A 25769-nucleotide genomic window follows, 5' to 3' on the forward strand; every position below is an offset into this window, starting at 1 on the left:
TCACCTTCCCATTAATTACCTCTTTGCACGTTTAGGTTAGTAAAGTAAAGCTTGAATTTCCCGGTTTCATCACTGTGCATGGTAGCGAAATTTATACCTCCCTGTTTTTTGTAGTCTTCCCAGGTGGTCATCATACAGTCGGTCTGTGAGTTCCCCTGGCGGTACACCCATTCCTGTATCATATACTCGTCATTTACGTAAAAATCATAGGCATCTCCGGGGGTGTAACCTACTTTATTATCGTAAAGAATGGTGAGCTTGTTCAGGCTGTCTTTGCTTATAGGGGCTTCAGCTCTTATGATGGAGTCTTGTGTAAAGCCTTCATCCCATACCAGTTTAAAAGGAGCTAGAAGCCAATAGGTGTCGTTTATAAAAGCCTTGTCGGCTTTCAGTGATGCCTCATCTACAGCTTCCCTGTTGTAAGATACGGTATCATTATTCATGATCATGGTGACTTCCCCCGTTTTCGGACGCCAGATCCAGTGCCGTTCAAAATGAAGGGTGTCGCGATCTACGTTAAAGGTAAAACTGAGTTCATTGATCTTATCCCATGAATCTATGCCATTGGCCTGGGCGATCTTTTCTGTGTACGTTAATTTTTGAGATGATTCATTCTTGCAGCTAAAGGTAGTCAGGATGAGTATCAGTACAATAGAAGTGAGGTATCTCATGGCTAATGATTTTCGATAAATGTAAAGAATTATCCTTTATCTGCCTAATTATGAAGCTTTCAGGTAATGATTGGGATTTTATATTTTTAAGCAGTAAACCTCGCAGGCACACCGATGGTCTCTTCCTATTTTTAGTATCTTTAAAAGAAATAGAAAACCATGTCTAAAAAAGAATATACCAACGGAGAAGTTACAGTGGTCTGGAAACCGGGATTGTGCATCCATTCTGCAGTATGTGTAAAGGGGTTACCCGATGTGTTCAGGCCTGATGAAAAACCCTGGATCAAAACGGATGCTGCAGGTACACAGGCCATCGTAGACCAGGTGCAGAAATGCCCTTCCGGGGCACTGAGTTATTTTATGAACGATGACGAAGCCCAGGCAACTACAGCCGGACATGATAAGGAGACCTTGGTTGAGATCATGAAGGGTGGCCCTCTTTTAGTGCACGGAAAATTGCATTTGAACTACCCTGATGGCAAGGTTGAAGAAAAAGAGCAAACCACTGCGTTTTGTCGGTGCGGACATTCTGCTAATAAACCATTTTGCGATGGAGCTCACCGAAAGGCAGGTTTTGAAGGCTAGCACTATAACAGGGCATTAATACTCATTCCTCCATCGGCTACAATATTCTGGCCGGTAATATATGAGGCTTTGTCCATGGCCAGGAATGCTATCACAGAAGAAATCTCATGAGGTTCGGCAACCCTTCTCAACGGGGTTCGTTGAAGTACCGGTCCTATCTTTTCCGGTTGTTGTAATAACCCTCTGGTTAATGGGGTCAGGGTGAACCATGGGGAGACCGCATTTACACGAATGCCGTAAGAGGCCCACTCAACGGCCAGGCTTCGTGTCATTTGAAGAAGCCCTGATTTAGCCATTCCGTATGGGGCTCCTGTATGATCGTCCAGGGTGGCAGCTACAGAAGCCACATTGATGACAGAAGCAGCAGGAGAGGACTTTAGCATTGCAAAAAACAAACGGCATAACTCAAACGGGGCCATTAAATTTACCTCCATGACCTCCCGAAATTCCTGATCACTGTAGGAAACGGCAGGTTTACGAATGTTCATTCCTGCGTTGTTTACAAGGATATCCAAATGCGGAAAATGATCTTTTACCAACGCCCAGAGTTTTGTTCTGTCGTGTGAAGAGGTTACATCACTGGCGATACCCTTAACACGATGCCCTTTCGCAGTAAGCTCTTCTTCCAGTTTTTTAAGATCCTTGGTATCTCTGCCGGTAAAAATGACTTCTGCCCCCAATGCAGCCAATTCTTCCACACACGATCTCCCAATTCCTTTGGATCCTCCGGTTACTAATGCTTTCTTATCTTTTAAATGCCACATGTTATTTTGCTTATATACTAATATAGGAATATTGAAAGGCATTCGAAAGTGAAAACAAGGCGATACAAAAAGCCCCTTGATCTGAGATCGACCAAGGGGCTTTCTTCCCTAAACTAATACCTACTACTATGTAATGATTACTTTATATACGGGCAGGAAACCATTTTGGATGTTAATAAGTCTTAAAATTTGAAAAAAAATAATTGTTTTTTACAAATCGCCATCTTTCATACCTGTTAGAGATGGAGATTATAACCATTTGATTATTAAATGCTTAGTAGTTGAATTTAAAAAAGCATGGAGGTGAATTTCTTAGCCAGGGTGGATTCTTAGAAAACCTTGCCCTGCCTGCAATTACCGAGGATCAACAAAAAGCCCCTTGATCTGAGATCGATCAAGGGGCTTTCTTCCCTAAACTAATACCTACTACTATGTAATGATTACTTTATATACGGGTACAAAACCATTTTGGATGTTGATATCTTGAAAAAAAAGAAAAAAAATGCTGTTTTTTTACAATTCCATGAAACTACTTAAAAATGATGTACGTAAATGTATATTAAACCTAATTTTTATGTTATTCTTCGCACTTTCATTTCTTAAAACTGATCAGGAGCCTCCATAATTTCTTTGCTCCGTTCTTTCATTTCAATCAATTCTTTCCGATCTATTTTATCTAAAAGATGGTACATCATACCCATGCGACGATTGTTTTTAAGTTGCTCCCGTTTGTCATCAAGGAAATTCCAGTAAAGCGCATTGAACGGACAAGCGTTTTTACCGGTTCTCTTCTTGGGGTCATAAGAGCACGACTTACAATAGTTACTCATCTTATTGATGTAATTCGCAGAAGAGATATAGGGTTTGGTAGCCAGAAGTCCACCATCGGCGTATTGACTCATTCCCCGGGTATTGGTAATCTCTACCCATTCTACGGCATCAATGTAAATACCCAGGTACCAGTTATCAACTTCACCGGGGTCGGTCTGGTTGAGTAATGCAAAATTCCCGGTTACCATCAGTCTTTGTATATGATGGGCATAGGCATTTTTCAGGCTTCCATCAATACAATGTCTTAAACAGTTCATTTTTGTTTTCCCTGTCCAGAAAAATTCAGGCAGGGCATTTTTGTTTTTAAAAAAGTTCTTCTTCCCATAGGCAGGCATTTCAAGCCAATAAATGCCTCTCATGTATTCTCTCCATCCCAATATTTGACGAATAAACCCTTCTGCCTGGCTTATGTGTATAACATCGGGAGCGTTGTAATAGGCCTGTACTACTGTATTGACCACTTCTTTCGGAGAAATGATCTTAGCATTTAAGGGGAAGGAAAGACAGGAATGAAATAAAAAGGATGATTGCGTATGCATGGCATCCTGGTAGTCTCCGAAATAAGGAAGGACCTTATTGATAAAATACTCCAGTTGTTGCAGGGCTTGCTTTCGGTCTAATGGCCAATTGAATCTATCCGGATCAAAACTTCCTAAACTTTTGATCCCGCTATCTTCAATTTCTTTTACCAGTCCTTTCATATCGTGTTTAAAATCAGGCATGGGAAAAAGGGGAGGCTCGCCATCCCAAGTTTTACGATTGCTCTTGTCGTAATTCCATTTTCCGCCTTCAGGAGATCCGTTTGCAGTAAGAAGAATTTCATGCTTTTTGCGCATCATTCGGTAAAAGCTCTCCATTAACAGTTGTTTCTTTCCCTTAAAAAATGTCTCTAACTCGTTGCGTTCAGTGTAAAAGTGTTCAGTATCTGCGACCCTGGTCTCGATCTTAAGTTTGCCGGCAATGTCGTTAAGTTGACGGTCAAGCCGATACTCGTCAGGCAGCTGGTATTCAAAGCGCTCTGCCTTATAAGTAGAAATGGTGTCTTTTACGATAACTTCCAGGTCGTGAGGGTTATTTGGGTCACTAATGTGCAGGTAATGTACACAATGACCGAGTTCTTCCAGGTGTTTGGAAAACCTGCGCATGGCAGAAAAGAAGGCCAGCAGTTTTTGAATGTGATGAGTAACATATTCGGCCTCCTGTTTCATCTCAGCCATCAGGTATACCACGTCATTATCTGTTTGAGTAAACCAGGAATGGTTTGTGTTTAACTGGTCCCCCAAAATAAGTCGTATTGTTTTCATGTCTTAGCCTAAAATAAAGAGTGCTGCAGCCACCGTTTTCTGAAAGCTCCGTTCTTATCGTACCGTTCGGCCTGGGTTTTGGTGTTGAATTTGCGATCTCTGGGGTCGTTGCCGACACCACTGGCATACATCCAGTTTCCCCAATTGCTGTGAACATTATAGTCAATGAGCATGGCTTCGAACCAGGCGGCACCTTTACGCCAATCCTGCCTAAGCTCTTTGGCCCAATAGGAGGCAACATTTTGCCTGCCTCTGTTGCTCATCCACCCCGTATGAAGAAGTTCAAGCATATTGGCATCTACAAAATCGTTTCCTGTTTTTCCGGCCGACCATTCCTCAAAACGATCTTCGTTGTTTTCCCATTCATAATCCCGGTTTAAAATGCCACCTAAAGAGAAGATTTCATTGCCGTATTTCATAGAGATATATTTGAAGTAATCTCTCCATAACAATTCAAAAATAAGCCAATAAGTATCCTGGTTCTTGATCTCCTGTTTTTCAAACTTTTTGACCTCTTCATAAATATACCGGGCTGATATACTACCATTGGCAAGCCAGGGAGATAATTTTGAACTGTAGTCAGCCCCAACTAAACCGTTCCGTGTTCTTTTGTAGAACCCCAGCTTTTTGCTGCGCCAGAAATAATGATCAATACGCTCCAATGCCGCGGTACTGCCCCCTGTAAAAGGGAAGGCCGATCTGGGGTCGGGTACTGCGGGATCAAGACCCAGCTCTTTGGGAGAAGGTATGGAGGATCTAAAGTTCTCCAATACCACAGATCTTTTCATTGGGGGAGGGGCCGGAATAGGAGGCAGCACTTGCCAGCTCTTTTCACAGATCTTTCGAAATCTTGTAAATACATCCGGAACGTCACCCGGATCGGTAAAGGGAAGATCATCAGGATGAATCAGAAATTGGTCGTAAAACAAGTTTACGGGAATTCCTGTCTGCTTTTTAACCTTTTTAATAATAAGGTGTTCTTCTGCGGTCCATTCATTCTGGGTGTATATGTTTGAAATGCCCAGGTCTTTGACCATTTGCTTTATACCTATTTCCGGTTTTTCAACGGCTATAAGAAGAGGTATTTTCAGTTGTTGCAAGTCGGTCTGTAGTACGTCGAGGGACTCTAATAAAAATTTAAGTCGATACTTTCCGGTTTTTGGAAATCCCCAATGTGTTTTTCGGTAATCGTCGGGGTTAAAAAAATAGGCTGCGATCACGACTTCATTATCTTCACAGGCTTTGGTCAGGGCACGATTATCAAATACACGCAGGTTATTCTTAAACCAAATTAAACCGACTTTTTCTTTGTTGTTCTGCATCGTTCACTGCAATATTTTACCTCGTCCCAATGCTTTGCCCATTTTTTACGCCAGGTAAAAGGCCTTTGACAGTTCGCACAGATCTTCACGGGGAGGTCACTTTTCTTTCGGTGTTTCATAGGTCAGGCCGGAAATTCCGGCCTGACTAATGTAATAATTGTTTAATTTATTTATGTTAATCTTAAACAAAATTATTCGGGAGTTAATTTTTTCACCCGTTCTTCATAGGCGTTCATAGCTTCACGAACCATGTCTACATTGTCTGATGCTCTTTGGTGGGCCTCTTCCATCACCTTTTCAAGTTTTGGGTCAGGGTGTTGGAAGAGATCGGTGATCACATGATTAATTTTATCAATACTGCTTTCCTGGGTGTTTTTAATATCTTCCAGTTTAGAAAGTAGCTTTCTCATGTGTGCCAATTTAGCTTCGTCCATAATTTTTGTGTTTTTGGATTCGCAATAAGATACAAAAAATCATCTAAAGACTTATTTTAAAGCCTTTTAGGGTCTGTTGATGGCGTACATGGAAGTCTTGTTGATTTATGATGTCAAAACCCCTTTGCTTTTGTGTTGTGCTATAAACCGGTTATTATTTGTTAACTTTGAACAGTGCCCGCTATTGCGGGAATTTTTTTATTCATTATGCAACATCCCAAAAGAATTGCCATTATCGGCAGCGGACTCGTAGGAAGTTTATTAGCTATTTATCTGGAAAAACGAGGTCACCAGGTTGATGTCTATGACCGAAGACCGGATATCAGGCAGACCGAGTTTTCAGGCCGCTCTATTAACCTGGCCATGTCTGATCGCGGATGGAAGAGTCTTCGAAGTGTTGGAATTGATGAGGAGATAAAAAGTTTAGGGATTCCCATGGATAAAAGGGCCATTCACCCCATGGAGGGTGATGTGTACTTTCAGTATTACGGAAAAGAAGGGGAGGCTATTTATTCTATTTCCCGTGGTGTTTTGAATAAAAAGATGATCGACCTGGCAGAGGAGGCGGGAGCAAAATTCATTTTTGAGTCGAAGGTGTGGGATGTGGCCTTACCGGAAGCTACCATTTTTTTGGGAGAGAGTGAAAATGAGCCCTGGTCTCCGGTGGCATACGATCATGTGTTTGGAGCAGATGGTGCATTTTCGCGGGTGAGGCATAAAATGCAGCGAAGAAGTTTGTTCAATTACAGTCAGGAGTTTCTGGAGGCCGGTTATAAAGAACTTACCATTCCAGCCAACCCTGATGGTACGCATAAGCTTGATAAGAATTCTTTACATATTTGGCCCAGGGGTAACTTTATGCTCATTGCACTGCCTAATCTTGACGGAAGTTTTACCTGTACGTTGTTTATGCCCCTCCAGGGCGACAACTCTTTTGAGGCTCTTCACGATGAAAAAACAGTAGAGAATTTTTTCGGTCATTATTTTGAAGACGTCCGGGGGGAGATCGATAATTTGAAGAAGTATTTTTTTCAGAACCCTACCAGTACGTTGGTCACTATAAAGTGCTTTCCGTGGACGTATTGGGATAAGGTGGCCCTGGTTGGTGATTCTGCTCATGCGATCGTTCCTTTTTACGGTCAGGGCATGAACGCAGGATTTGAAGATATTGCGCTTTTGAATGATCTGATGAATGTTCATGGTGATGACTGGGAAACCATCTTCAAGCAATATGAACAACAGCGCAAACCAAATGCTGATGCTATTGCTGAGCTAAGTCTTCGGAATTTTCGTGAAATGAGCTCTAAGACTGCCGATCCGGATTTTCTTCTCAGAAAAAAGATCGAAAATTGGTTTTCAGAGAAGCATCCTGATAAATGGATTCCGCTTTACACCCGTGTTACCTTTAGTACCAAACCCTATGCCGAGGCCCTGCATGAAGATGAACGTCAGCAGCGTATTATGGATGAAGTGATGAAAATGGAAAATATAAAAGGCGAGTGGCAAACTGAGAGGGTAGAAGCTCGTATCCTTGAACTGCTGGCTTCTTCATAAAGAAGGATCATCTGAGATCTCCCTTCGATTTTCATTCTTCAACCGGGTAGGAGGTGATATTAATGAACTTATTGGTATTTGTGGTACAGTTGTTTTATATTTAGCTTTAACTTTTTGAAAATCAAATAGTTAATAGTGAAATTATAATCCGGTAATAGCAATGTATCTATTTAATCAACTGCAAACTGGCCTCATCTTCTTTCTTCTTTTCGGACTCACCTCTATAACTACACTTTCTGAGGATGCTGATGATCCGGTCTTTGCTGAAAATATTATTTGGCATGACCTGGTGACCCCGGATATTTATCAGTCGAAGGCATTTTATGAAGCCGTTTTTGGGTGGGAACTTCGTGTAATAGAGGGCAATGGACTTCGAATGGGGACCTTCTATTCAGGAGGTAAGCCCGTGGCTGGGGTATTGGAAGTGCCTAAGGCAAATACGGCTGTATGGGTCAAGGCTATAGTGATATCGCAGATGGATGAAAGGGTTGCCCAGGCGAAGCGTCAGGGTGGTAAAGTGCTTTTGCCCCAGGCAGAGATCATGGGGAGGGGTGTGCAAACCGTTTTGGAGAGTTCTTCCGGGGAGGAGTTTTCATTTATTGTGATCAAAGGAGAATCAGAGATGAGTGCCATCGAAGCAGAAGGCGAAAACCGATGGCTCTGGTCTGAACTTTGGTCAGATAACCCGGAAGAATCAGGGGTATTTTATAAAGGGGTATTTGGTGTAACCATTGATGACAAGAGTAATGGAGGCAGACCTTATTGGGTGTTTATGTCGGGAGGTAAGCCTCTGGCGGGAATGATACAGAATCCCATTACCAATCAAGGAACCCAATGGGTGCCCTATGTGCAATCCAGCGATCCGACGGGAACCGTAGAAAAGGCTGAAGATGCCGGAGCCTTCGTTGTGTTACAGCCTTCTCCCGAGGTTCGAAACGGGAAGGTTGGAGTTTTCCAGGACCCGCAGGGAGCACTTTTATGTGTACAGAACAAAAATTAATTAGAAGTATGAAACGTATTTCATCTGTTATAGCTTCATTTTTTATTGTGCTTTTATTGGTACTTGCAGTGAGTTCCTGTGCCAATGCCCGCTGGGGTACCAGTGCGGGTGTCGATGTGGTCTGGGGGCCCGGAGGACCAAGGGTGCAGCCCAATATTAATGTTGGGGTTTACAACGGAGGACGCTGGTAGCCGGGGGCTTATTGGTATCCTGCCGCCTGAAGCGAGAATAATTCAGCATAAAGTGAATTATTGGACATCAGCTCTTCATGATTTCCGGATTCAAGAACTTTGCCGTTTTGCAATACCAGGATACGGTCTGCCATGCGCACTGTACTGAAGCGGTGTGAGATAATAATGCTGGTTTTGCCATGGGTGAGTTCCATAAAGCGCTCAAAAACCTCGTACTCGGCCTTAGCATCCAGGGCAGAGGTGGGTTCATCTAAAATAAGTACATCGGCGTCTTTCATATAAGCTCGGGCAAGAGCAATTTTCTGCCACTGTCCGCCTGATAATTCGATGCCTTTTTTAAAACGTTTTCCAAGTTGCTGTTCATAACCTGATTCCATTTCTTTTACCACTTCATTGGCGAGGCTCAAACGTGCGGCCGCTGCGATCTTGTCCAGGTCGTCCAGGTCTTCGATCTTACCCACAGCGATGTTTTCTCTCAAGGTGAATTCATACCTGAAGAAATCCTGGAAGATCACTCCGAAGATCTTTTGATAGGCCTCCCTGTTAAACTCACGTATATCGGTGCCATCCAGCAGGATCCTCCCTCCGGTGGGTTCATAGAATCGAAGCAGTAATTTGATCAGGGTGGTTTTACCTGCACCATTTTCGCCTACAAAAGCCATTTTCTCTCCCGATCTCAACTCGAAACTGATGTTGTCAAGTACTTTTTGAGTGCTCCCGGGATAAGAAAAGGAAACCCGTTCAAAACAAAACCCTTCCTGAATAGAGGTTGGTATTTTAAAAGTCTTGTTTGTTGTTGGGGCAGGCTTGAGATCTATAAAATCAAAGTAATCTTTCAGGTAGAGGGCGCTCTCGGCAATTCTGGTGAGCCGGTAGAAAAAAGCTTGTAAACTGTTTCGCAAACGGTTGAACGATCCGCTTAAAAAGGTCAGTTCTCCCAGGGTAAGGATTCCTGTGATCACCCTGTAGATGATCAGAATATACGCCCCGTAATAGGTGAGGGTGCCAAGGAGATTGAAAATGGCCGTGTACCAGGTGCGTTTAACGGCGATATCTTTGTTGAGTTGGTAATATTGATCGGATAATTTTTTGAAACGACCTGCAATGAAATCAGTGAGGCCAAATAGCTTTACTTCCCGTGCGGTTTTGTCGTTGGCTCCTATATAGCGCAGGTAATCCAGTTCGCGTCGTTCTGTGGTCCAGCTTCTTGCAAGAGAGTAAGATGAAGAACTGAAGTAGATCTCATTGATAAACGAAGGAATGATGCTGATGATCAGCAACCCGATCAACCAGGGTTCAAAGAATATAAGTCCGGTAATAAGCGTTATGATACTTACCAGGCTTTGTAGTTGGGTCAGTACATTCGACATGAGGTTAACGCGACTACTGGTTTGTGTTCGGGCCCGTTCTAATTTATCATAGAAATCAGGGTCTTCGAGTTCTTCGATCCCGATCTCCCTGGTTTTTCTGATGATCTTGATCGAGGAAGTATTGGAATAAAGGTCTCCCAGAAGTCCGTCTGTAAGCGTGATGGCGCGGTTGATCAGGTCAGATACCAGAACAATAAAAAATTCCAGGGCCACATATTTCCATAATAAGGTCGGCTCAGTCTCAGGAGTTTTGATCTGTAAAACAATGGCATCAATGATCAGTTTCCCGGTCCAGAGAATGGCCACCGGCGAGAAAGCGTTCACCAGGCGGGCCAGGAGGTTGAGCAGGAACATTTTCGGGTGGTGTTTACCGATCTCCCGAAAGAAACGAGGTATATAGCGGAAGGCCGAAAAGGAATCCTTTAAAGAGGGCTTTTTGGTGTGTACGTCTTTGATGGATTTTAAACGACTTCGGGGCATGGTGGTCAGGTTAGTTTTTTTGTTTCATTTCCATTTGGCGCATAGGCATACTGTCAATGAGATCGTAGACTTCCCTCGGGGTGATCAGACCTTCAGTAGTAAGTTTTTTTCCACCATCCTTGCCCACCAGAACAACTCCGGTAAAATCCAGGGAAAGTTGAAAGTGTTCTCGCCATAGAGAGACCTTTGCATTTTGAAAGTTGTTTTGCAGCCATATACTGTTATCTGAGATGAAAATGATGAGAAGATCGCGTTCCTGATTCTCTGAAGATCGTTTCATGAATTCAGTGTGAACGGCAGAATTTTCAGGGGTTTCTGCCTTGGGGTCTGCAATGATAAGTAAGCGGTTCTTCCAGGTAAAATCCTTGGGCTCGATCTGAGGGATCGATCCTAAACTAAACAAAAGAATCCATAAAGAAATTACCATAACACCCTGTTAATCGCCTTAGGGGAAGTTACGAAATATCAGATTATCTGTGTAAGGGGGTGTGCTAAAGCAAAAAAAAGACCGCTCAAAAGCGGTCTTATTGCAAAGTGTATTTTGTTTTAGAAGGAATCAAATAGCTCCTGCATTTTTTCTTTCTCTTCATCGGCCAGGGCAGGATCAACCAGGATTCGTCCACTGTGCTCATCAATGATGATCTTTTTTCTGGAAGCGATCTCCATCTGTACCTGTGGAGGGATGGTGAAAAATGAACCTCCTGAAGCACCTCTTTCGATAGGTACTACTGCAAGTCCGTTCTTTACACTACCGCGAATTCGCTTATATGCTTTCAGCAGACGGTCTTCAATAAGTCCTTCATACTCTGAGCTTTTACCGATAAGGGCTTGCTCTTCTTTTTCAGTTTCAGCAAGAATATCGTTTAGCTCGTTCTTTTTGTGTTTAAGGTGTGTTTCTCTTTCTCCAAGCTTCTCCTTGGTTTGAGCGATCACTTCCTTCTTCTGCTCGATCTGTACCTTGAACTCTTTGATGTGCTTCTCAGCTAATTGAATTTCAAGTTCCTGGTATTCGATCTCCTTTGAAAGAGAGTTAAATTCTCTGTTGTTACGAACGTTTTTTTGCTGCTCGCTGTATTTTTTGATAAGGGCTTTAGCCTCCTCGATAAGATTTTTCTTGTTGGCGATATCGGTATTGATATCCTCAAGGCTCCCGTTTAGCTTTTCCAGTCTTGTTTTAAGACCTTCTACTTCATCTTCCAGATCTTCAACCTCCAGAGGAAGTTCTCCTCTGACGTTTCTGATCTCGTCAATACGTGAGTCGATTAATTGAAGGTCGTAAAGTGTCCTTAGCTTTTCTTCGACGGTTACTTCTGTTTTCTTTGCCATATGAATTATAAATACTTGACGGGATTTGTATTGCAAACTGATAAAACGATTGCAAAATTAGCGATTTTTTTTCTAAGATACTCAACTAAAAGATTTTTTGTAAACTGCTCAGTCTCGTAATGCCCGGGGTCTGCCAGAAGGATCTTACCCTCAGCCTTGTAGAAGTCATGGTATTTAAGATCTCCTGTAACATAGGCGTCTGCACCAGAGGCTATTGCGTGGTTGATACCAAACGCGCCGCTGCCTCCCAGTACCGCAACTTTTTTAACAGGTTTTCCTGTCTGAGCCGAATGACGAACACAACCGGTATTAAAAACCTCTTTCACCAGTCTTAGAAAATCGGCTTCCTTCATAGGTTCCTGAAATTCTCCTGTCATTCCTATCCCAATATGCTGGTGGGTGTTGTCGAGGGTGTGTACTTCGTAGGCTACCTCTTCGTAAGGATGGTTTTCGAATAAGGTTTTGAGGATGACCTTTTCTAAATGCTTTTCAAAGGTAACGCCTACCTGGGTTTCTGTTTCCCGGTGCAGTTCACCTTTTTTTCCGTATTGAGGCTGTGAACCTTCCTCTCCCTTAAAGGTTCCGGTACCTTCCAGGTTGAAGCTGCAGTGACTGTAGTTGCCAATATTTCCGGCTCCGGCCTGGAACAAGGCTGTTCTCAGGGTATCGGCATGTTCAGAGGGAATGAAGGTGATTAGTTTCTTGATGGTTCCTGTTTTGGGTATCAGGATTTTTTGGTTTTTCAGGCCGAGTACCTCACACATCCTGGCATTGACTCCCTGAAAACTGTTATCAAGGGCCGTGTGAATGGCATAAATTGCAATGTCGTTCTTAATTGCCTTGAGCACAACCCGCTCCACATAGGAACGACCTGTGATCTTTTTAAGTCCTCCGAAAATGATGGGATGAAAACTAAAGATCAGGTTGCACCCCTTCTCAATAGCTTCGTCAACCACCTCTTCGAGGGTGTCGAGGGTTACCAAAACCCCGGTGCATTCCCGGTCTGCATGACCTACTAAGAGCCCTGTATTGTCAAAATCTTCCGCATAGGATAAGGGTGCAATTTCTTCTACCAGGGCGGTGATCTCTTTAATTGTCATAGGCAGGTTTTTTTTCAAAGATAAATATTCTAATTTCGCTTCCATGCGCTTGTTGCGAAAAATACTACTTCCTGTTTCCTGGCTTTACGGTGGGATTATTTGGTTGCGAAATTATGGGTATGACAGGGGGTGGTTTTCTTCCACCTCCTTTGATATGCCGGTGATCTGCATTGGTAATCTCAGGGTTGGGGGTACCGGCAAGACACCTATGACCGAGTATATCGCCCGACTTTTAAAAGATAAGTATCGTGTTGCATTATTAAGCAGAGGATACAAAAGAAGCTCAAAGGGGTATGTGCTTGCCGGCCCTGATGCCCGAGTGGGTGAACTCGGAGATGAGCCCTTTCAATTTTACCGGAAATTTCCCGATGTTGCTGTGGCCGTAGATGCAAACAGAACAGAGGGTATCAAAAGACTTCGAAAACAAATCAACCCGGAGGTGATTCTTTTAGATGATGCCTTTCAGCATAGAAAGGTCAGGGCAGGGATGTATGTTCTATTGACGGCCTATGGCGATCTGTATACAGATGATGTTATATTGCCGGCGGGTAATCTCAGGGATACCAAAAATCAGGCTGCCAGGGCAGATATTATCGTAGTAACCAAATGCCCGGCAGCCATGAGTACTTCAGAAATGAAACTCATAGAGAACAGGCTGCAGCCAAAGCCTCATCAGCAGCTGTGTTTTGCCACGATAGACTACGATGAATTTATATACAACCGGCAAGGCGAACGTATGCCGCTATCAGGTATTCCTGATCATGCGAGCCTGGTTACCGGGATCGCTACGCCTGAACCTTTATTGCAACACCTGGATGGTTTAGGACTTCATTATGATCATTTGTCATTTCCAGATCATCATAACTTCTCAGAAGGTGAAATCAAAAATTTGCAGCAAAAGAAATTCGTACTAACCACCGAAAAGGACTTTGTACGTCTTGAATCTCAACTTGAAAAGGTGTATTACCTGCCCATTAAGATCAAAATGCTGGGTGAAGGAAAGGCTGTGCTTACCGCTAAGCTTCTGTCTGTTATAGGCAACTACTCCTTATGAGTCTTTGACGCTTTCTTTTGAATTTCTGATCACCTTGGCTATGGTTCCGTAGAAGGTTTCAGGTTTAAATGGTTTGGTAATAATGTCGGTACAACCTGCTTTGAAAAAATCATCTGTGTTTTCATCAAGTGTGATGGCTGTCAGGGCAACGATGGGCAGGGTTGTGTTAAAGGTCCTGATCTGTTCTGTAGCTGCAAGCCCGCTGATTCCGGGCATGTGAATATCCATTAAAACCAGGTCGTATTCATTGGCCTTAACCTTGTCAATAGCTTCGTAACCATCATTAGCTATATCGGAGGTGATCTCTTTTTTGTCGAGCATTTTTTTGGTGATCACCTGGTTGATCTTATTATCTTCCACGATCAGAATATGAAGGTTGGCCAGGATGCTTTCCAGATCTTTTTCTGTAGGCAGAATTTCCTGCTCACCTTCTATGGTAACGGGTTCTGTTTCTGGTATATCAAAAACAATATCAAAGAAGAAACGACTTCCTTTACCAAGTTCACTCTCCAGCTGTATATTACTGTTAAACAGGCCGAGCAGACTTTTTACAATAGTAAGTCCCAATCCTGTTCCTCCATATTTACGGTTGATCTGTACCGAGCCCTGTGAGAAACTGTCAAAAATATTCTCCTGCATTTCCTTGGAGATGCCTATCCCTTCATCAACCACTTCAAAATGAATTCTCATATTGCCCTGATCTTTTTCGATAGGGCGGGCTATGATGGTAACATTTCCGCTCTGGGTAAACTTAAGTGCATTACCCACCAGGTTGATAAAGATCTGAGAAAGTTTAAGGGGATCACCCAGGAGTTTATTTGGAATGTCGGGTGCTATTTCCACCAAAATATTGTTGTTATTCTCTTTAGCCGTTTGGTCAAGAGAATGGCATACATCATGAAGCGTTTTTCTCAGGTCAAATTGCTGATGCTCTACGGCAACCTTGTTAGCATCGATCTTATTGATCTGCAGGATGTCGTTAATAAAGTCAAGAAGGTATTCCCCTGAAAATTTCAGTGACTCTAAATGAGGTTTCTGATTCTCTTTTGGGTCTTCTTCCAGCAATAAATGGGTTAGTCCGGTTACCGCATAGAGCGGAGTTCGCAGCTCATGGCTCACAGTCGATAAAAACTGACTCTTTGTCTTCATCGCCTGTTCTGCATTTTCTTTAGCAATACGCAATTCCTTGTTTTTCTTTACCAGGAGTTCATTGGTTTTGATCTTGATCTGGTTATTGCGGTATAGAGAAATGGTGAGTAGTGATATGATGATCAGAAGGGCCGAACTCAGCACGGAAGTTAACTTTGACCGGTTGGTAACCTCATCCTTTTCTTCATTATCCTTGGTTAAATAATCAATGGTTTTAATGTAGATGTCTGTTACATTTTCACGGGAGGCCTTCCCCTGTGCCAATAAGGTCTCCGGATTAAAGTACAGGGTATTAATACTGTCGGCACTCTTGGAGTGGTAGAAAGCCTCTCTCCAGTCTCCTTGTTTTTCCTGAAGCTGCGAATAGAGATAATGAGCATCTTTCAGGATCTTAGGATATTCGTATTGACCTGCCACCAAAAGTGCATTTTTCAGTTGATATTCGGCACTGGCGAAATTATACTCATCCAAAAAGATGTCGGCCATGTTCAGGTAGGCCTTGGCACGCAGGTATTCGTTTTCAAAACGGTGATCATTCTGCATGACCTCGTTGAAATAGACCTTAGCATTGTTATAATCATCCAGCTCCTTGTAGGTAAGAGCCTTGTAAAAATTGATCAATTGTTTTGTATTCTCACTTAACAGCTCCGGGTCTATATCTTCTAAAATGGCATCGGCTCTTCGAATGTCCTCAAGAGCTTCTTCGGTCATTCTTTTTCGGGCATTTACATAGGCCTGTAAGATTGTAGAACTGGCTTTGCCTTCGGGATAGGAATCACTGTCAAAAAAGTCAGATTGAGCAAGTCTTAAACTGAGTTTCGGACTGTTTTGCTGGTTAAACTCCAGGTTTAAAATCGTATTGAGGTTATAGAGGTCAATATTGATGCGGTCGTCATCGAGAATGGTGGCCAGCTGAAATGCCCTGTTGAGTTCATCGAGGGCACCCTCGTAGTCTCCCAGGTTCTTTTCTTTGTAGAACTTTTTTACAATACCCTGCAGGCTGTCCTTAATGATCACATCATCCTGGGCAACGAGGTTGCAAGGCAATAATAAAAACGCTATGACGAGTATAATGTACCGCATAGGAGTAAGTTAAGAGCTTAAATATAGTTAATTCTGATTTAAGTACTCTATCAAATCTATCAATCGACTACTGTACCCTGATTCATTGTCATACCATCCTATGATCTTCACCATGCGTTTTCCGATAACCGAGGTCATCTGGGCATCAAACGTGCAGGAGGCGGTGGCGTTAATAATATCTACCGATACAATAGGATCTTCAGTGTAAACAAGAATATTTTTTAATGAATTTTCAGCAGCTTCTTTAAAGGCTGCATTCACCTCTTTGATGGTAACCTCCTTTTTAACGTTGAAGGTGATATCGGTCAGAGAGCCATCGGGCACGGGAACTCTGATGCCGCATCCTCCAATAACATGACTCAGGTTCGGAAATATATGAGTCAGGGCTTTGGCAGCTCCCGTAGTAGTAGGTACAATAGATTGGGAGGCAGCTCTTGCTCTGCGCAGATCCCGGTGAGGCTGGTCGTGCAGGCTCTGATCCGTCGTGTAGGAGTGGATGGTGGTAATGTAGGCCTGTTCTATCCCGCATAACTCATCAATGATCTTGATCATAGGGGCAGCGTTGTTGGTGGTACAGGAGGCGTTTGAGATGATATCCTCAGTCCCGTCAAGCTGGTGTTCGTTGACCCCCATTACGATCATTTTAATGTCTTCATCTTCAGGAGGTACACTTAAAATGACCTTTTCTACGGTTCCTTTCAGGTGGCCCTGAAGAGCCTCCCGCGTTTTAAATTTACCCGTGGCCTCCACCACATAGTGAACAGGTTCCGGCCAGGTGATGGCTTCGGGAGTTTTAAAAGAGGTTAAGGAAATAGCCCGACCATTTACAAGGATCCTGCCTTCCTCATATCCGATTTCTTCTTTTAGTACCCCGTGTATGCTATCGTACTTCAATAAGTGGCTTAGGGTTCTTGCGTCGGCCAGGTCATTGATGGCGACCACGCGAATAAAAGGGTGGTTGATTAACTGCCGGAACAGGGTTCTGCCAATACGTCCGAATCCGTTAATACCAATGTTGATCGTTTTCAATTCGTTGTTGTTAAAGATGACAAACCCCGCCATGGCGGGGTTTATTATACCATAAAATGGAATTACTCGATATGTTTATGAGCTTTATAGGAAGACCGCACCAGCGCCCCGCTTTCCACATGACGGAAACCAAGATCCAGTCCTATCTCCCGGTATTTGTCAAACTGATCGGGGGTAATGAATGAGTGTACCGGTAAATGCTTTTTAGAAGGCTGTAGGTACTGCCCGATAGTAACGATGTCTACGTTGGCCTCTCTCAGGTCATGCAGGGTTTGAATGACTTCTTTTTCCTCTTCTCCCAATCCGAGCATAATACCCGACTTGGTGCGTCTGATACCCTGGTCTTTCAGGTATTTTAAAACCCCCAGGCTGCGCTCGTATTTTGCCTGAATTCGTACCTCACGGGTTAGTCGTTTTACGGTTTCCATGTTGTGAGATACCACCTCGGGTGAAACCTCTACGATACGATCTATATTGCGCTCTACGCCCTGGAAATCGGGAATTAAAGTCTCCAGCGTCGTAGTTGGATTCATGCGCCTGATGGCTTTAACGGTTTCTGCCCAGATAATAGATCCCATGTCTTTAAGATCATCACGATCAACCGAAGTAATTACGGCATGTTTGATGTTCATGATCTTTATGGACCGGGCTACCTTCTCAGGCTCTTCCCAGTCAACGGTTTCAGGACGCCCCGTTTTAACCCCGCAAAACCCGCAAGACCGGGTGCAGGTATTTCCAAGGATCATAAAAGTTGCAGTACCTTCTCCCCAGCACTCTCCCATATTGGGGCAGCTTCCTGAGGTACAGATGGTGTGCAGATTGTATTTGTCAACCAATCCGCGTAATTCTGTATACTTTTTACCCGTAGGTAATTTTACACGTAACCATTTTGGTTTTCCCTTTCTGGGTTCCGCAACTTTAGGTTCGGTGATTGTACTCATAGCAAAATTTTATCTTGGCAAAGATACAAAGTTCCTGATATAATCTCCTTAAAGTGTTGTTATATACCAAAGACTGAAGGCGCATAGAAATACAATACCGCTCCAGCTTAATACAACCATAAATTTTCCCGGTCGTTGAGCTTCTGGCGTATGTTTGGAGGTGATGAGTCGAAAGTTAAGAGCCGCATAGAAAGGGGCGGTAAGAAAAGAGAGAATGGTAGCCACATCGATCAGGGTTTTCATCTCTGAAAGGAAGAACAATAATATCCCTATGGTTCCGAGAGCAAGAATAACGATCCAGAACGTGAAATTGAATATCGTTTTTTTACCGGTTATCAGTTGGGTAGCCTGGGCCATGGTTCGGGGTGAAGCGTCAAGGGTGGTCAATGTAGTACTGACCATGGCGGTAAAGCCGGCAAGAGCAATGATAAGAAAGGTGTTTTCTCCCAGGCTGCTGGTGTAAAGGTTTATGAATTCAGAGGCAAAAGCTCCGGCCCCCGCACTGAATGAATTTCCGCTGTCATACATGACCAAAGCTCCCAGGCTTATAAAAAACACCCCAAGGATAATGGTGCTGGCATAGCCGAGATTAAAATCGTTTAAGGCTTTATCGGCATCGTATTCGGGAGCTATCTGCTGTTTTTCAATAGACCATAATGAATGCCATACCGAGATATCCATAGGGGCCGGCATCCACCCCATAAAGGCGATCAAAAATGCCAGGGCAGCACCCTCTGTGGGGAATACCTGGTCAAGTTCCGGAGGATTGCTGTTGGTCAGGGCAATGATCACTGCAGATAAGGTGCAAAGGGTTAGAATCAGAACGATGTATTTCATAAGCCGGTCCAATAATTTGTAATGGCCGAACAGTAAGATAGCTGTGCATATCACCGTAATAATGATACTCCAGATAACGGGGTCTGCGGTCAGGCCGAAAAGATTTGCTGCCAGGCCGGCAGTTACAATGGTTACTGCTGTCTGAATGGTGAACATGGTAGCCATCGTAAGGATGAAATAGGCTAAAAGAAAAGCCTTTCCCAGTTTCAGGTAACCCTGCAACAGGCTCTCTCCGGTAGCCATGGCATACCTCGGTCCGTATTGAAAAAAAGGATATTTAAAGAGATGGATAAGCAGGAGCGCCCATAACAGACCGAAGCCAAAATCGGCTCCTGCCCGGGTAGATTGTACCAAATGAGATACCCCGATAGCGGCCCCGGCAAACAAAAGCCCCGGACCTATTCTTTTCAATAGTTGCATAGGTTAGATTCGTTTGCCGAAAAATAAGATTTTTTAAGAATTTGTACAGATAATCGTACAGGCTATTTTTTCTGAGAAATTACTTCGGCGAGAAGTTTTCGGGCCCTTAGAAGTTTTACCTTAATACTATTCAGGGGTTCATTGAGTTCTTTCGAGATCTCTTCGTAAGACAGTTCGTGAAAATACCTTAGGTTTATGACCTTTTGGTAGTGGGGTTTTAATTTTTTTATATCAGCCAGTAAGGAAGCGAGGTTTTGCTCTTTGATGAGTTTGTCCTCTGCAGTAGGGCTGTCATCTGCCAGTTCATAGATCTCATTTTCCTCTTCCTTTCGGGCCTTGTGTAAGGCACGGCTCTTTTGCTTTCGCAGCAGGTCAATGTGAATGTTCTTGGAAATGGTAATAAGCCAGGTCTTGAATTCATACGACTCATTGTACGACTCGATCTTATCAAAGGCTTTGGTGAAGGTCCTTATGGTAATATCTTCTGCTTCGTTTTCGTCTTTGGTTCGAAGCAGTTGAAAACTGTAAACATTATTCCAGAAGGTGTTTAACAGGAAGCTGAAGGATTTCTGGTCACCTTCTTTGGCATTTCTTATGTGTTCTTTGATCTGTTCTGCTTTGAACTCCAATACAATGTTCTTTAAAGTTTAAATATAGCAAAAGTAGGAGAGTCAGGGGCAGAGTCATTCCTATGATTGTGCCAAATACAGAGATCTCAAAATGTAATTCGGGAGAATGGATCAGTTGTGTTGAGGGTCTGCCTTGCGACAATCCTGCTCATCAGGCATTTTACCGCAAAAGCTGCACGCTTCACCTTCCTTATTTAGAAAGGGTGATTGGCTGGCACAGGTACCTGCAAATTTACCGTCCTTTTTAGCCCATATTTTTATGGCAATACCGGCAAAGGCCAGGCCTAATAAAACAACTGTGATCAATACGAGTTTCATACACTGAAATTTGGCGCAAATTTACAAAAAAATCAAGGATATTCCAGCAGGAACTCCTTTCAATATCTCCGGGGTCGGGCCCTGATTTAAAGAGATGTTAAAAAGACAAAAGGCAGACATTTCCTTTGGGAGATGCTGCCTTTAGTACAGAATGCAAAATATATAATTTATTCTTCTTTATTGAATTCGATTCTGGCAACCTCGCTGTCAATGGCGGCGAAATCCTTATTGCCTTTATTTTGTATGGTGATCTTATAACCTGATGCTTTGTCTGAGTGAGGAAGTGACATCAGTTTTAGATCTGCCTTCTCCAGCACTCCGAGACTTACCATTTTACCGTCTACCTCTGCCCACATTTGGAATTCTTTATCTTCAGGAAGATCAGGTAAGGAAACAATATTAATGGCACTCATACCTTCCTTCGGGTTGATATAAGCTACAGAGCGCAGGTTCTTTGCGCGCTCGTTTCCTTTGAAAACATATTGACGGGTATCCGGATCACTGAGTACTGCGTTTTTACTTTTCAGTAACTCAAGCTTGGAGTTGGTTTCTACAATATTTGATTTCAAACCTTCCAGTTGATCTACCACTGCATTTTTCTGGGTAGACAACATTTTGTTTTGATTCCAAAGCGAAACGGAAGTGCTTCCCAATAAAACAGTACTTGCTACTGCTGCGGCGATATACCACCGCATTGGCTTGCGGGAAGAATTGGTTTCTTCGGTGTTCAGAGCGATAACAGGAGTTTTAATGCTGTCTCTTACAGCTTGCTTTACGTTTTCCGGTAAAGGCTGGGCAAAAGAACGAGCATATTGCTCCAGGTTCAGCTGAAGTTTTTCATATTCTTCTCTAACCTCGGGGTAGGTTTCGATAAAGTATTCAGACTGTAGGTTCTCTTCAACATCTGTCTCACCTGTAAGGTATCTTTCCAGTAGATCTCCCTCCAAAAATAATTTAACAGCGTCTTTCATGGTAATTAATTCATCATCAAACTAAAAATAATCACAACCATAGCAATGTCGTAGATCTTTCTGAGCTCTCTCAGTCCTATCTTCAACCGCGACTTGATGGTACCAAGAGGCATATCTAATGCTTCACTAGCCTCTTGTTGGGTCATGCCCTGAAAAAATAACGCCTCCATTACTACCTGGTATTTCTCATCCAGCGATGCTAAATGCTTTCGGATATCCAGATGTTCGGGCTTTACCGTTTCAGCGCCTAAATTATATACGTCAGAAACTTCGATTTGGATCTCCTGATCGCTTTTTAAATTGACGCTTCTTAATTTATCGATGGCTGTATTCCGTGTAATGCGAAAAATCCAGGTGAAAAGCTTTGATTTTTTATCGTTGTAGGTGTCGATCTTATCCCAGATCTTCATAAGGCTTAACTGAACCACATCTTTGGCCAGGTCTTCATCCTTAGTGATCTTGTTCGCTACCCCAAATAAGGTGTCTCCATAGTGTTCGAAGAGCAGTTCCATCCCTTTCTCATCTTTCTCTCTAAGGAGGCTTATGATATTTTTTTCAAGCAATTTGCTCATCAGGAACGTGTTTAGGTATAAGTGGGTTCTGTTTATTCAATACTTACTAAGCAGTAATATACACTTTTGAATATCAGCAAAGTTACCAATTAATTCTAATAACGTAAGTTTAACAGGAAAGTATGCGGTTTAAAAAATATTTACCTCTGGCCTGATAGAAATTCCGAATTTATTGAACACTTTTTCCTGCACCATTTCTGCCAATTCCAGAAGTTCCTTGCCCGTGGCCTTGCCGTGGTTTACCAGAACCAGGGCCTGATTTTTATGAATTCCTGCATCCTTCTTGCGAAAACCTTTTAAGCCGCTTTGCTCTATGAGCCACCCGGCCGGAATTTTAACCTGGCCTTGCCCTGCGGGATAATGGGGTATTTCGGGATAGCTCTCCTGCAGTTCTTTAAATAACATTTCCCCGACAACCGGATTTTTAAAAAAGCTGCCGCTGTTACCTAATTTTGCAGGATCTGGAAGTTTACTTTGTCTGATGGCAATGACTGCCCTGGAAATATCTGCGATCCCCGGGCTCTGAATATTTCGGGCCTGCAGCTCACCTTTAATGGCCCCGTAGCCGGTGTTTAGTTTATGGTAGCCCGGTCTGGAAAGTTTCAGTACCACTGAAGTGATCACGTATTGATCTTTAAGGGTGGTTTTGAATACAGAATCCCGATAGCCAAATTTACATTGCTCAAGGCTAAACGTTTCTTTTTTGCCGGTTTCCCGGTGCATGACGTCGCAACTGTGAAAAACGTCTTTCAATTCAACCCCGTAGGCTCCAATATTCTGTACCGGTGCGGTACCGGTATTTCCCGGGATGAGGGAGAGATTTTCCACCCCTCCAAGATCATGGCCGATGGCCCATAATACGAAATCGTGCCAATTTTCTCCTGCGGCTACCCTGACAAGGGCATTTTCCTTGTTGTTCTCCAAGATCTCTATACCCCTAAGCCCGATATGAATAACCAGGGCATCAAGGTCTTTGGTGAGCAGCATATTGCTGCCTCCTCCCAGAATGAATTTCCGGGGATGATCAGAAAGCAAGGCTGCTCTCAACTCATCCTCGGTGGTAACTGAGCAAAAGTGAGCGGCCTTTACATCAAGTCCGAAAGTATTGTAGGGCTTTAACGATATGTTGGTCTGAATACTAAGCTCCATTGTAAACCTTCAGGGCTTCCTTGAGGATGTTCACAGCTTTCAGCAGGTTCTCTTTTTTAAGCACATAGGCTATACGAACCTGGTTCATGCCCATTCCCGGGGTGGAATAGAAGCCTGCAGCCGGCGCTACCATCACAGTTTCTCCATCAATGTTGAAAGATTCTAAAAGCCATTGCGCAAAATGTTCGGCATCTGCAACAGGTAATTCAGCGATACAATAAAATGCGCCCTGTGGCTTAGCCGCTTTAACACCTTCTATGGTTGACAGTTCCTTGATCAGCAGATCGCGACGTTCTACATACTCTGCAATCACCTCGTCAAAGTATTCCTGAGGAGTATCTAAGGCCGCTTCACTGGCTAACTGCGCAAAGGTTGGAGGAGATAACCGGGCTTGAGCAAACTTCATGGCAGTAGACATTACCTCCTTATTTCGGGAGATCATGCAGCCAATACGTGCGCCGCACATGCTGTATCTTTTCGAAACAGAATCTACTACGATGGCATGGTCATTCAGATCATTGCGCTCAAGGATGGAAGTATGAGACTTTCCGTCATAGGTAAATTCTCTGTATACTTCATCGGCAATTAAGAACAGGTCGTGTTTTTTTACGATCTCGGCTAACTTGGCAATTTCTTCTTCTGAGTACAGGTACCCTGTAGGATTCCCGGGATTACAGATCAGGATGGCCTTGGTTTTGGGAGTAATCAGTTTCTCGAATTCTTCAATAGGAGGCAGCGCAAAGTTATTCTCGATCTTAGAGATCACCGGAACTACCTGAACGCCTGATGCGGTGGCAAAACCATTGTAATTGGCATAAAAAGGCTCGGGAATGATCACCTCATCGCCACTGTCACAAATACTCCCCATGGTAAACAAGAGGGCCTCAGAACCTCCTGTGGTAATAATTATTTCTGATGGGTCTACATGTATTCCCCGGGTAGCATAATAACCGGCCAGTTTAGTCCTGTAAGATTCAGAGCCCTCACTGTGGCTGTATGACAAAATTTCGATGTCGTTATTTTTGATAGCTTCAAGGGCTACCTCCGGAGTTTTAATGTCGGGTTGTCCAATGTTTAGATGGTATACATGGGTTCCTCTTTTTTTTGCGGCTTCGGCATAGGGAACCAGTTTTCTTATGGGCGATTCGGGCATTGCCTGCCCTTTAGATGAAATCTTTGGCATATCCTCTCTGTTTAATGCCAGCAAAATTGCGAAATAAATTTTAAAATAGTCCACTCCGGCGAATGAAAAATAAGCCAGTTAAAGAGTGTTAAATCAGATGGTTGTTTGTGTTAATTTCCTTAAATTCAGGGTAGTTCATCAATCTAATCATTCCTAATTTTGAAATATGGTACTTTCATAGGGTGTCTTTTCTTCTTATTTGTCCTATTCGCCAATGCCCAGAACGGGTACTTCCTAAAAGCCGGAGAGGACTCAGAGACCATTCATTTTAAATTTATCAATAATCTGATTATAGTGCCTATCGAGGTGAATGGAGTTGAGCTCTCCTTTATTCTTGATACCGGGGTCAATAAGCCTATTTTGTTTAATACCTCGGGTCGTGAAGACCTGCAGCTTTTTAATAACCGCAAGATCGAACTTAAGGGGCTTGGAGATGGCACCCCTGTAGAGGCTATTCAGTCAAGCGGCAATACGTTTCGTTTAAAAAACCTTATCAATACCAACCAGGAACTCTACCTGTTAACTGACAGTAATATTAATTTTTCTCCCAGACTGGGTATTCCGGTGCATGGGATCATAGGGTATGATCTATTGAAGAATTTTATTGTTGAAGTAAAATACAACAGGAAGCGGCTAAAATTTCATGAACCTGAGTCTTACAAGTACAAGAATTGCAACAGGTGTGAAACGTACCGTTTGGACATTATTGGCAACAAACCCTTTATGAATGCCAACGTGGCTTTCGGAGAGCGGGATTCAAAGCCTGTTTACCTGTTGGTTGACAGTGGCAGTACCGATGCTATTTGGCTTTTTGAAGACGAAAGCAGAGGGATCGAGGTGCCTGAGAGACATTTTGACGACTATATGGGCAGAGGGCTTAACGGAGATGTTTACGGAAAAAGGTCAAAATTGAAAAGTTTTACCATCGGGAATTTTGAAATGGAAGATGCCAAGGTAGCCTTTCCAGATTCAGTTTCGGTGCGCCATATTACCTTTAAGGGCGGTAGGAACGGCAGCCTTGGGTCTGAAATACTTAAGCGATTTAACCTGATCATCGATTATCCGTATGAACGGATCACCCTTTCGAAGAACGGTAATTTTAAAGAGCCGTTTCACTATAACATGAGTGGTATTGAACTTGAGCAAAACGGATTACGGGTGGTTACAGAGTCAACAGCTACAGCTATTGGTACGGTATTTAAAGAAAATTCAGAGGATCCTTCCGGGGGAATTACTTTCAGCTCCAGCAGGCTCTTGTCCATTGCGTTGAAACCCGCACTGGAGATCGCAGAGATCAGAAAAGACAGCCCGGCTATGGAGGTCGGGTTGCAAAAGGGTGATATTGTGGTGAGTGTTAACGGGAAGGAAGCTCATAATTACAATATTCAGGAGGTTAAGGAAATGTTGAACCAGAAACCCGGAAAAACACTTCGACTGGTCGTTGACCGGAATGGTACCCAGTTAAAATTCTCTTTTAAACTACGGCAGGTACTTTAATTCTT

26 protein-coding genes are annotated in these 25769 nt (G+C 43.2%); 6 read left to right on the forward strand and 20 right to left on the reverse strand.

The features are described from left to right. Nucleotides 1-11: 11 nt before the first annotated feature. Nucleotides 12-671: a hypothetical protein gene (locus tag E7Z59_RS11025; protein ID WP_136336411.1), complete on the reverse strand. Its 660-nt coding sequence runs from the start codon at nt 669-671 to the stop codon at nt 12-14. Between the two features lie 159 nt (nt 672-830). Between E7Z59_RS11025 and E7Z59_RS11030 the strand changes: the two genes are divergently transcribed. Beyond that, a complete protein-coding gene (locus E7Z59_RS11030) occupies nt 831-1256 on the forward strand; it encodes a (4Fe-4S)-binding protein (RefSeq protein WP_136336412.1) in 426 nt (141 codons plus the stop codon). Nucleotides 1257-1258: 2 nt separating this feature from the next. Here the strand turns inward: E7Z59_RS11030 and E7Z59_RS11035 are convergent, their stop codons facing one another. The 5 genes from E7Z59_RS11035 to E7Z59_RS11055 form a co-directional block, all read right to left on the reverse strand. Further along, nucleotides 1259-2020 (reverse strand): SDR family oxidoreductase, encoded by a 762-nt coding sequence (locus E7Z59_RS11035; protein ID WP_136336413.1) that lies wholly within the window; start codon nt 2018-2020, stop codon nt 1259-1261. 599 nt (nt 2021-2619) lie between these two features. Beyond that, a complete protein-coding gene (locus tag E7Z59_RS11040; RefSeq protein WP_136336414.1) occupies nt 2620-4155 on the reverse strand; it encodes a cryptochrome/photolyase family protein in 1536 nt (511 codons plus the stop codon). Between the two features lie 8 nt (nt 4156-4163). Next, complete coding sequence (locus E7Z59_RS11045; RefSeq protein WP_136336415.1) at nt 4164-5477, reverse strand: DASH family cryptochrome; 1314 nt, start codon at nt 5475-5477, stop codon at nt 4164-4166. Further along, nucleotides 5447-5596 (reverse strand): DUF2256 domain-containing protein, encoded by a 150-nt coding sequence (locus tag E7Z59_RS11050; protein ID WP_136336416.1) that lies wholly within the window; start codon nt 5594-5596, stop codon nt 5447-5449. The genes E7Z59_RS11045 and E7Z59_RS11050 overlap by 31 nt, the downstream gene beginning before the upstream one ends. 72 nt (nt 5597-5668) lie before the next feature. Beyond that, a complete protein-coding gene (locus E7Z59_RS11055) occupies nt 5669-5911 on the reverse strand; it encodes a magnesium transporter CorA family protein (RefSeq protein WP_136336417.1) in 243 nt (80 codons plus the stop codon). A 207-nt stretch (nt 5912-6118) separates the two neighbouring features. Here E7Z59_RS11055 and E7Z59_RS11060 point away from each other — a divergent pair, with 207 nt between their 5' ends. The 3 genes from E7Z59_RS11060 (at nt 6119) to E7Z59_RS11070 (ending at nt 8656) form a co-directional block, all read left to right on the forward strand. Then, nucleotides 6119-7465 (forward strand): FAD-dependent oxidoreductase, encoded by a 1347-nt coding sequence (locus E7Z59_RS11060; protein WP_136336418.1) that lies wholly within the window; start codon nt 6119-6121, stop codon nt 7463-7465. 160 nt (nt 7466-7625) lie between these two features. Further along, nucleotides 7626-8465 carry a VOC family protein gene (locus E7Z59_RS11065; RefSeq protein WP_136336419.1) on the forward strand — a complete coding sequence of 280 codons (840 nt, stop codon included), beginning with the start codon at nt 7626-7628 and terminating at the stop codon, nt 8463-8465. An 8-nt stretch (nt 8466-8473) separates the two neighbouring features. Next, nucleotides 8474-8656 carry a hypothetical protein gene (locus E7Z59_RS11070; RefSeq protein ID WP_136336420.1) on the forward strand — a complete coding sequence of 61 codons (183 nt, stop codon included), beginning with the start codon at nt 8474-8476 and terminating at the stop codon, nt 8654-8656. 8 nt (nt 8657-8664) lie between these two features. On the opposite strand, the gene E7Z59_RS11075 is transcribed toward E7Z59_RS11070, so the two are convergent. The 4 genes from E7Z59_RS11075 to E7Z59_RS11090 all read right to left on the reverse strand — a co-directional run bounded on the left by E7Z59_RS11075 (nt 8665) and on the right by E7Z59_RS11090 (nt 12932). Then, nucleotides 8665-10506, reverse strand: coding sequence for an ABC transporter ATP-binding protein (locus E7Z59_RS11075; protein WP_136336421.1), 1842 nt, complete (start codon nt 10504-10506; stop codon nt 8665-8667). 10 nt (nt 10507-10516) lie between these two features. After that, complete coding sequence (locus E7Z59_RS11080) at nt 10517-10933, reverse strand: DUF4174 domain-containing protein (RefSeq protein WP_136336422.1); 417 nt, start codon at nt 10931-10933, stop codon at nt 10517-10519. Between the two features lie 119 nt (nt 10934-11052). Next, nucleotides 11053-11832: a zinc ribbon domain-containing protein gene (locus tag E7Z59_RS11085; protein WP_136336423.1), complete on the reverse strand. Its 780-nt coding sequence runs from the start codon at nt 11830-11832 to the stop codon at nt 11053-11055. A gap of 5 nt (nt 11833-11837) precedes the next feature. After that, the gene (locus E7Z59_RS11090) at nt 11838-12932 is read right to left on the reverse strand and encodes a Nif3-like dinuclear metal center hexameric protein (RefSeq protein WP_136336424.1); all 1095 of its coding nucleotides are present in this window, start codon (nt 12930-12932) and stop codon (nt 11838-11840) included. Nucleotides 12933-12975: 43 nt separating this feature from the next. Between E7Z59_RS11090 and lpxK the strand changes: the two genes are divergently transcribed. Continuing rightward, complete coding sequence (gene lpxK, locus E7Z59_RS11095; RefSeq protein WP_136336425.1) at nt 12976-13986, forward strand: tetraacyldisaccharide 4'-kinase; 1011 nt, start codon at nt 12976-12978, stop codon at nt 13984-13986. Here the strand turns inward: lpxK and E7Z59_RS11100 are convergent. The 10 genes from E7Z59_RS11100 to E7Z59_RS11145 all read right to left on the reverse strand — a co-directional run bounded on the left by E7Z59_RS11100 (nt 13981) and on the right by E7Z59_RS11145 (nt 24267). Next, nucleotides 13981-16218, reverse strand: a complete 2238-nt coding sequence (locus tag E7Z59_RS11100) for a response regulator (protein ID WP_136336426.1) — start codon at nt 16216-16218, stop codon at nt 13981-13983. The two genes, lpxK and E7Z59_RS11100, sit on opposite strands and share 6 nt — an antisense overlap. Nucleotides 16219-16245: 27 nt before the next feature. Continuing rightward, nucleotides 16246-17247: a type I glyceraldehyde-3-phosphate dehydrogenase gene (gene gap / locus E7Z59_RS11105; RefSeq protein WP_136336902.1), complete on the reverse strand. Its 1002-nt coding sequence runs from the start codon at nt 17245-17247 to the stop codon at nt 16246-16248. 62 nt (nt 17248-17309) lie between these two features. Next, nucleotides 17310-18188, reverse strand: a complete 879-nt coding sequence (gene lipA, locus E7Z59_RS11110; RefSeq protein WP_136336427.1) for a lipoyl synthase — start codon at nt 18186-18188, stop codon at nt 17310-17312. Nucleotides 18189-18236: 48 nt separating this feature from the next. Continuing rightward, nucleotides 18237-19445 carry an Nramp family divalent metal transporter gene (locus E7Z59_RS11115; RefSeq protein WP_136336428.1) on the reverse strand — a complete coding sequence of 403 codons (1209 nt, stop codon included), beginning with the start codon at nt 19443-19445 and terminating at the stop codon, nt 18237-18239. 62 nt (nt 19446-19507) lie between these two features. Next, complete coding sequence (locus E7Z59_RS11120; RefSeq protein ID WP_136336429.1) at nt 19508-20074, reverse strand: RNA polymerase sigma factor; 567 nt, start codon at nt 20072-20074, stop codon at nt 19508-19510. Between the two features lie 111 nt (nt 20075-20185). Then, nucleotides 20186-20392 (reverse strand): membrane or secreted protein, encoded by a 207-nt coding sequence (locus tag E7Z59_RS11125; protein WP_136336430.1) that lies wholly within the window; start codon nt 20390-20392, stop codon nt 20186-20188. Between the two features lie 167 nt (nt 20393-20559). Beyond that, entirely contained in the window at nt 20560-21363 is an 804-nt protein-coding gene (locus tag E7Z59_RS11130; RefSeq protein ID WP_136336431.1) for an anti-sigma factor, read from the reverse strand. Nucleotides 21364-21368: 5 nt separating this feature from the next. Next, nucleotides 21369-21935, reverse strand: a complete 567-nt coding sequence (locus E7Z59_RS11135) for an RNA polymerase sigma factor (RefSeq protein WP_136336432.1) — start codon at nt 21933-21935, stop codon at nt 21369-21371. A 129-nt stretch (nt 21936-22064) separates the two neighbouring features. Beyond that, complete coding sequence (murB, locus tag E7Z59_RS11140; protein ID WP_136336433.1) at nt 22065-23084, reverse strand: UDP-N-acetylmuramate dehydrogenase; 1020 nt, start codon at nt 23082-23084, stop codon at nt 22065-22067. After that, the gene (locus E7Z59_RS11145; RefSeq protein ID WP_136336434.1) at nt 23074-24267 is read right to left on the reverse strand and encodes a pyridoxal phosphate-dependent aminotransferase; all 1194 of its coding nucleotides are present in this window, start codon (nt 24265-24267) and stop codon (nt 23074-23076) included. Before E7Z59_RS11145 ends, murB begins: the two co-directional genes overlap by 11 nt. A 159-nt stretch (nt 24268-24426) precedes the next feature. Here E7Z59_RS11145 and E7Z59_RS11150 point away from each other — a divergent pair, with 159 nt between their 5' ends. Continuing rightward, nucleotides 24427-25764: an aspartyl protease family protein gene (locus E7Z59_RS11150; RefSeq protein WP_242015643.1), complete on the forward strand. Its 1338-nt coding sequence runs from the start codon at nt 24427-24429 to the stop codon at nt 25762-25764. Nucleotides 25765-25769 lie beyond the last annotated feature (5 nt).

Origin of the sequence: Robertkochia marina (assembly GCF_004799345.1) — a bacterium.
In the GTDB taxonomy this organism is placed as follows: Bacteria; Bacteroidota; Bacteroidia; order Flavobacteriales; family Flavobacteriaceae; genus Robertkochia; species Robertkochia marina.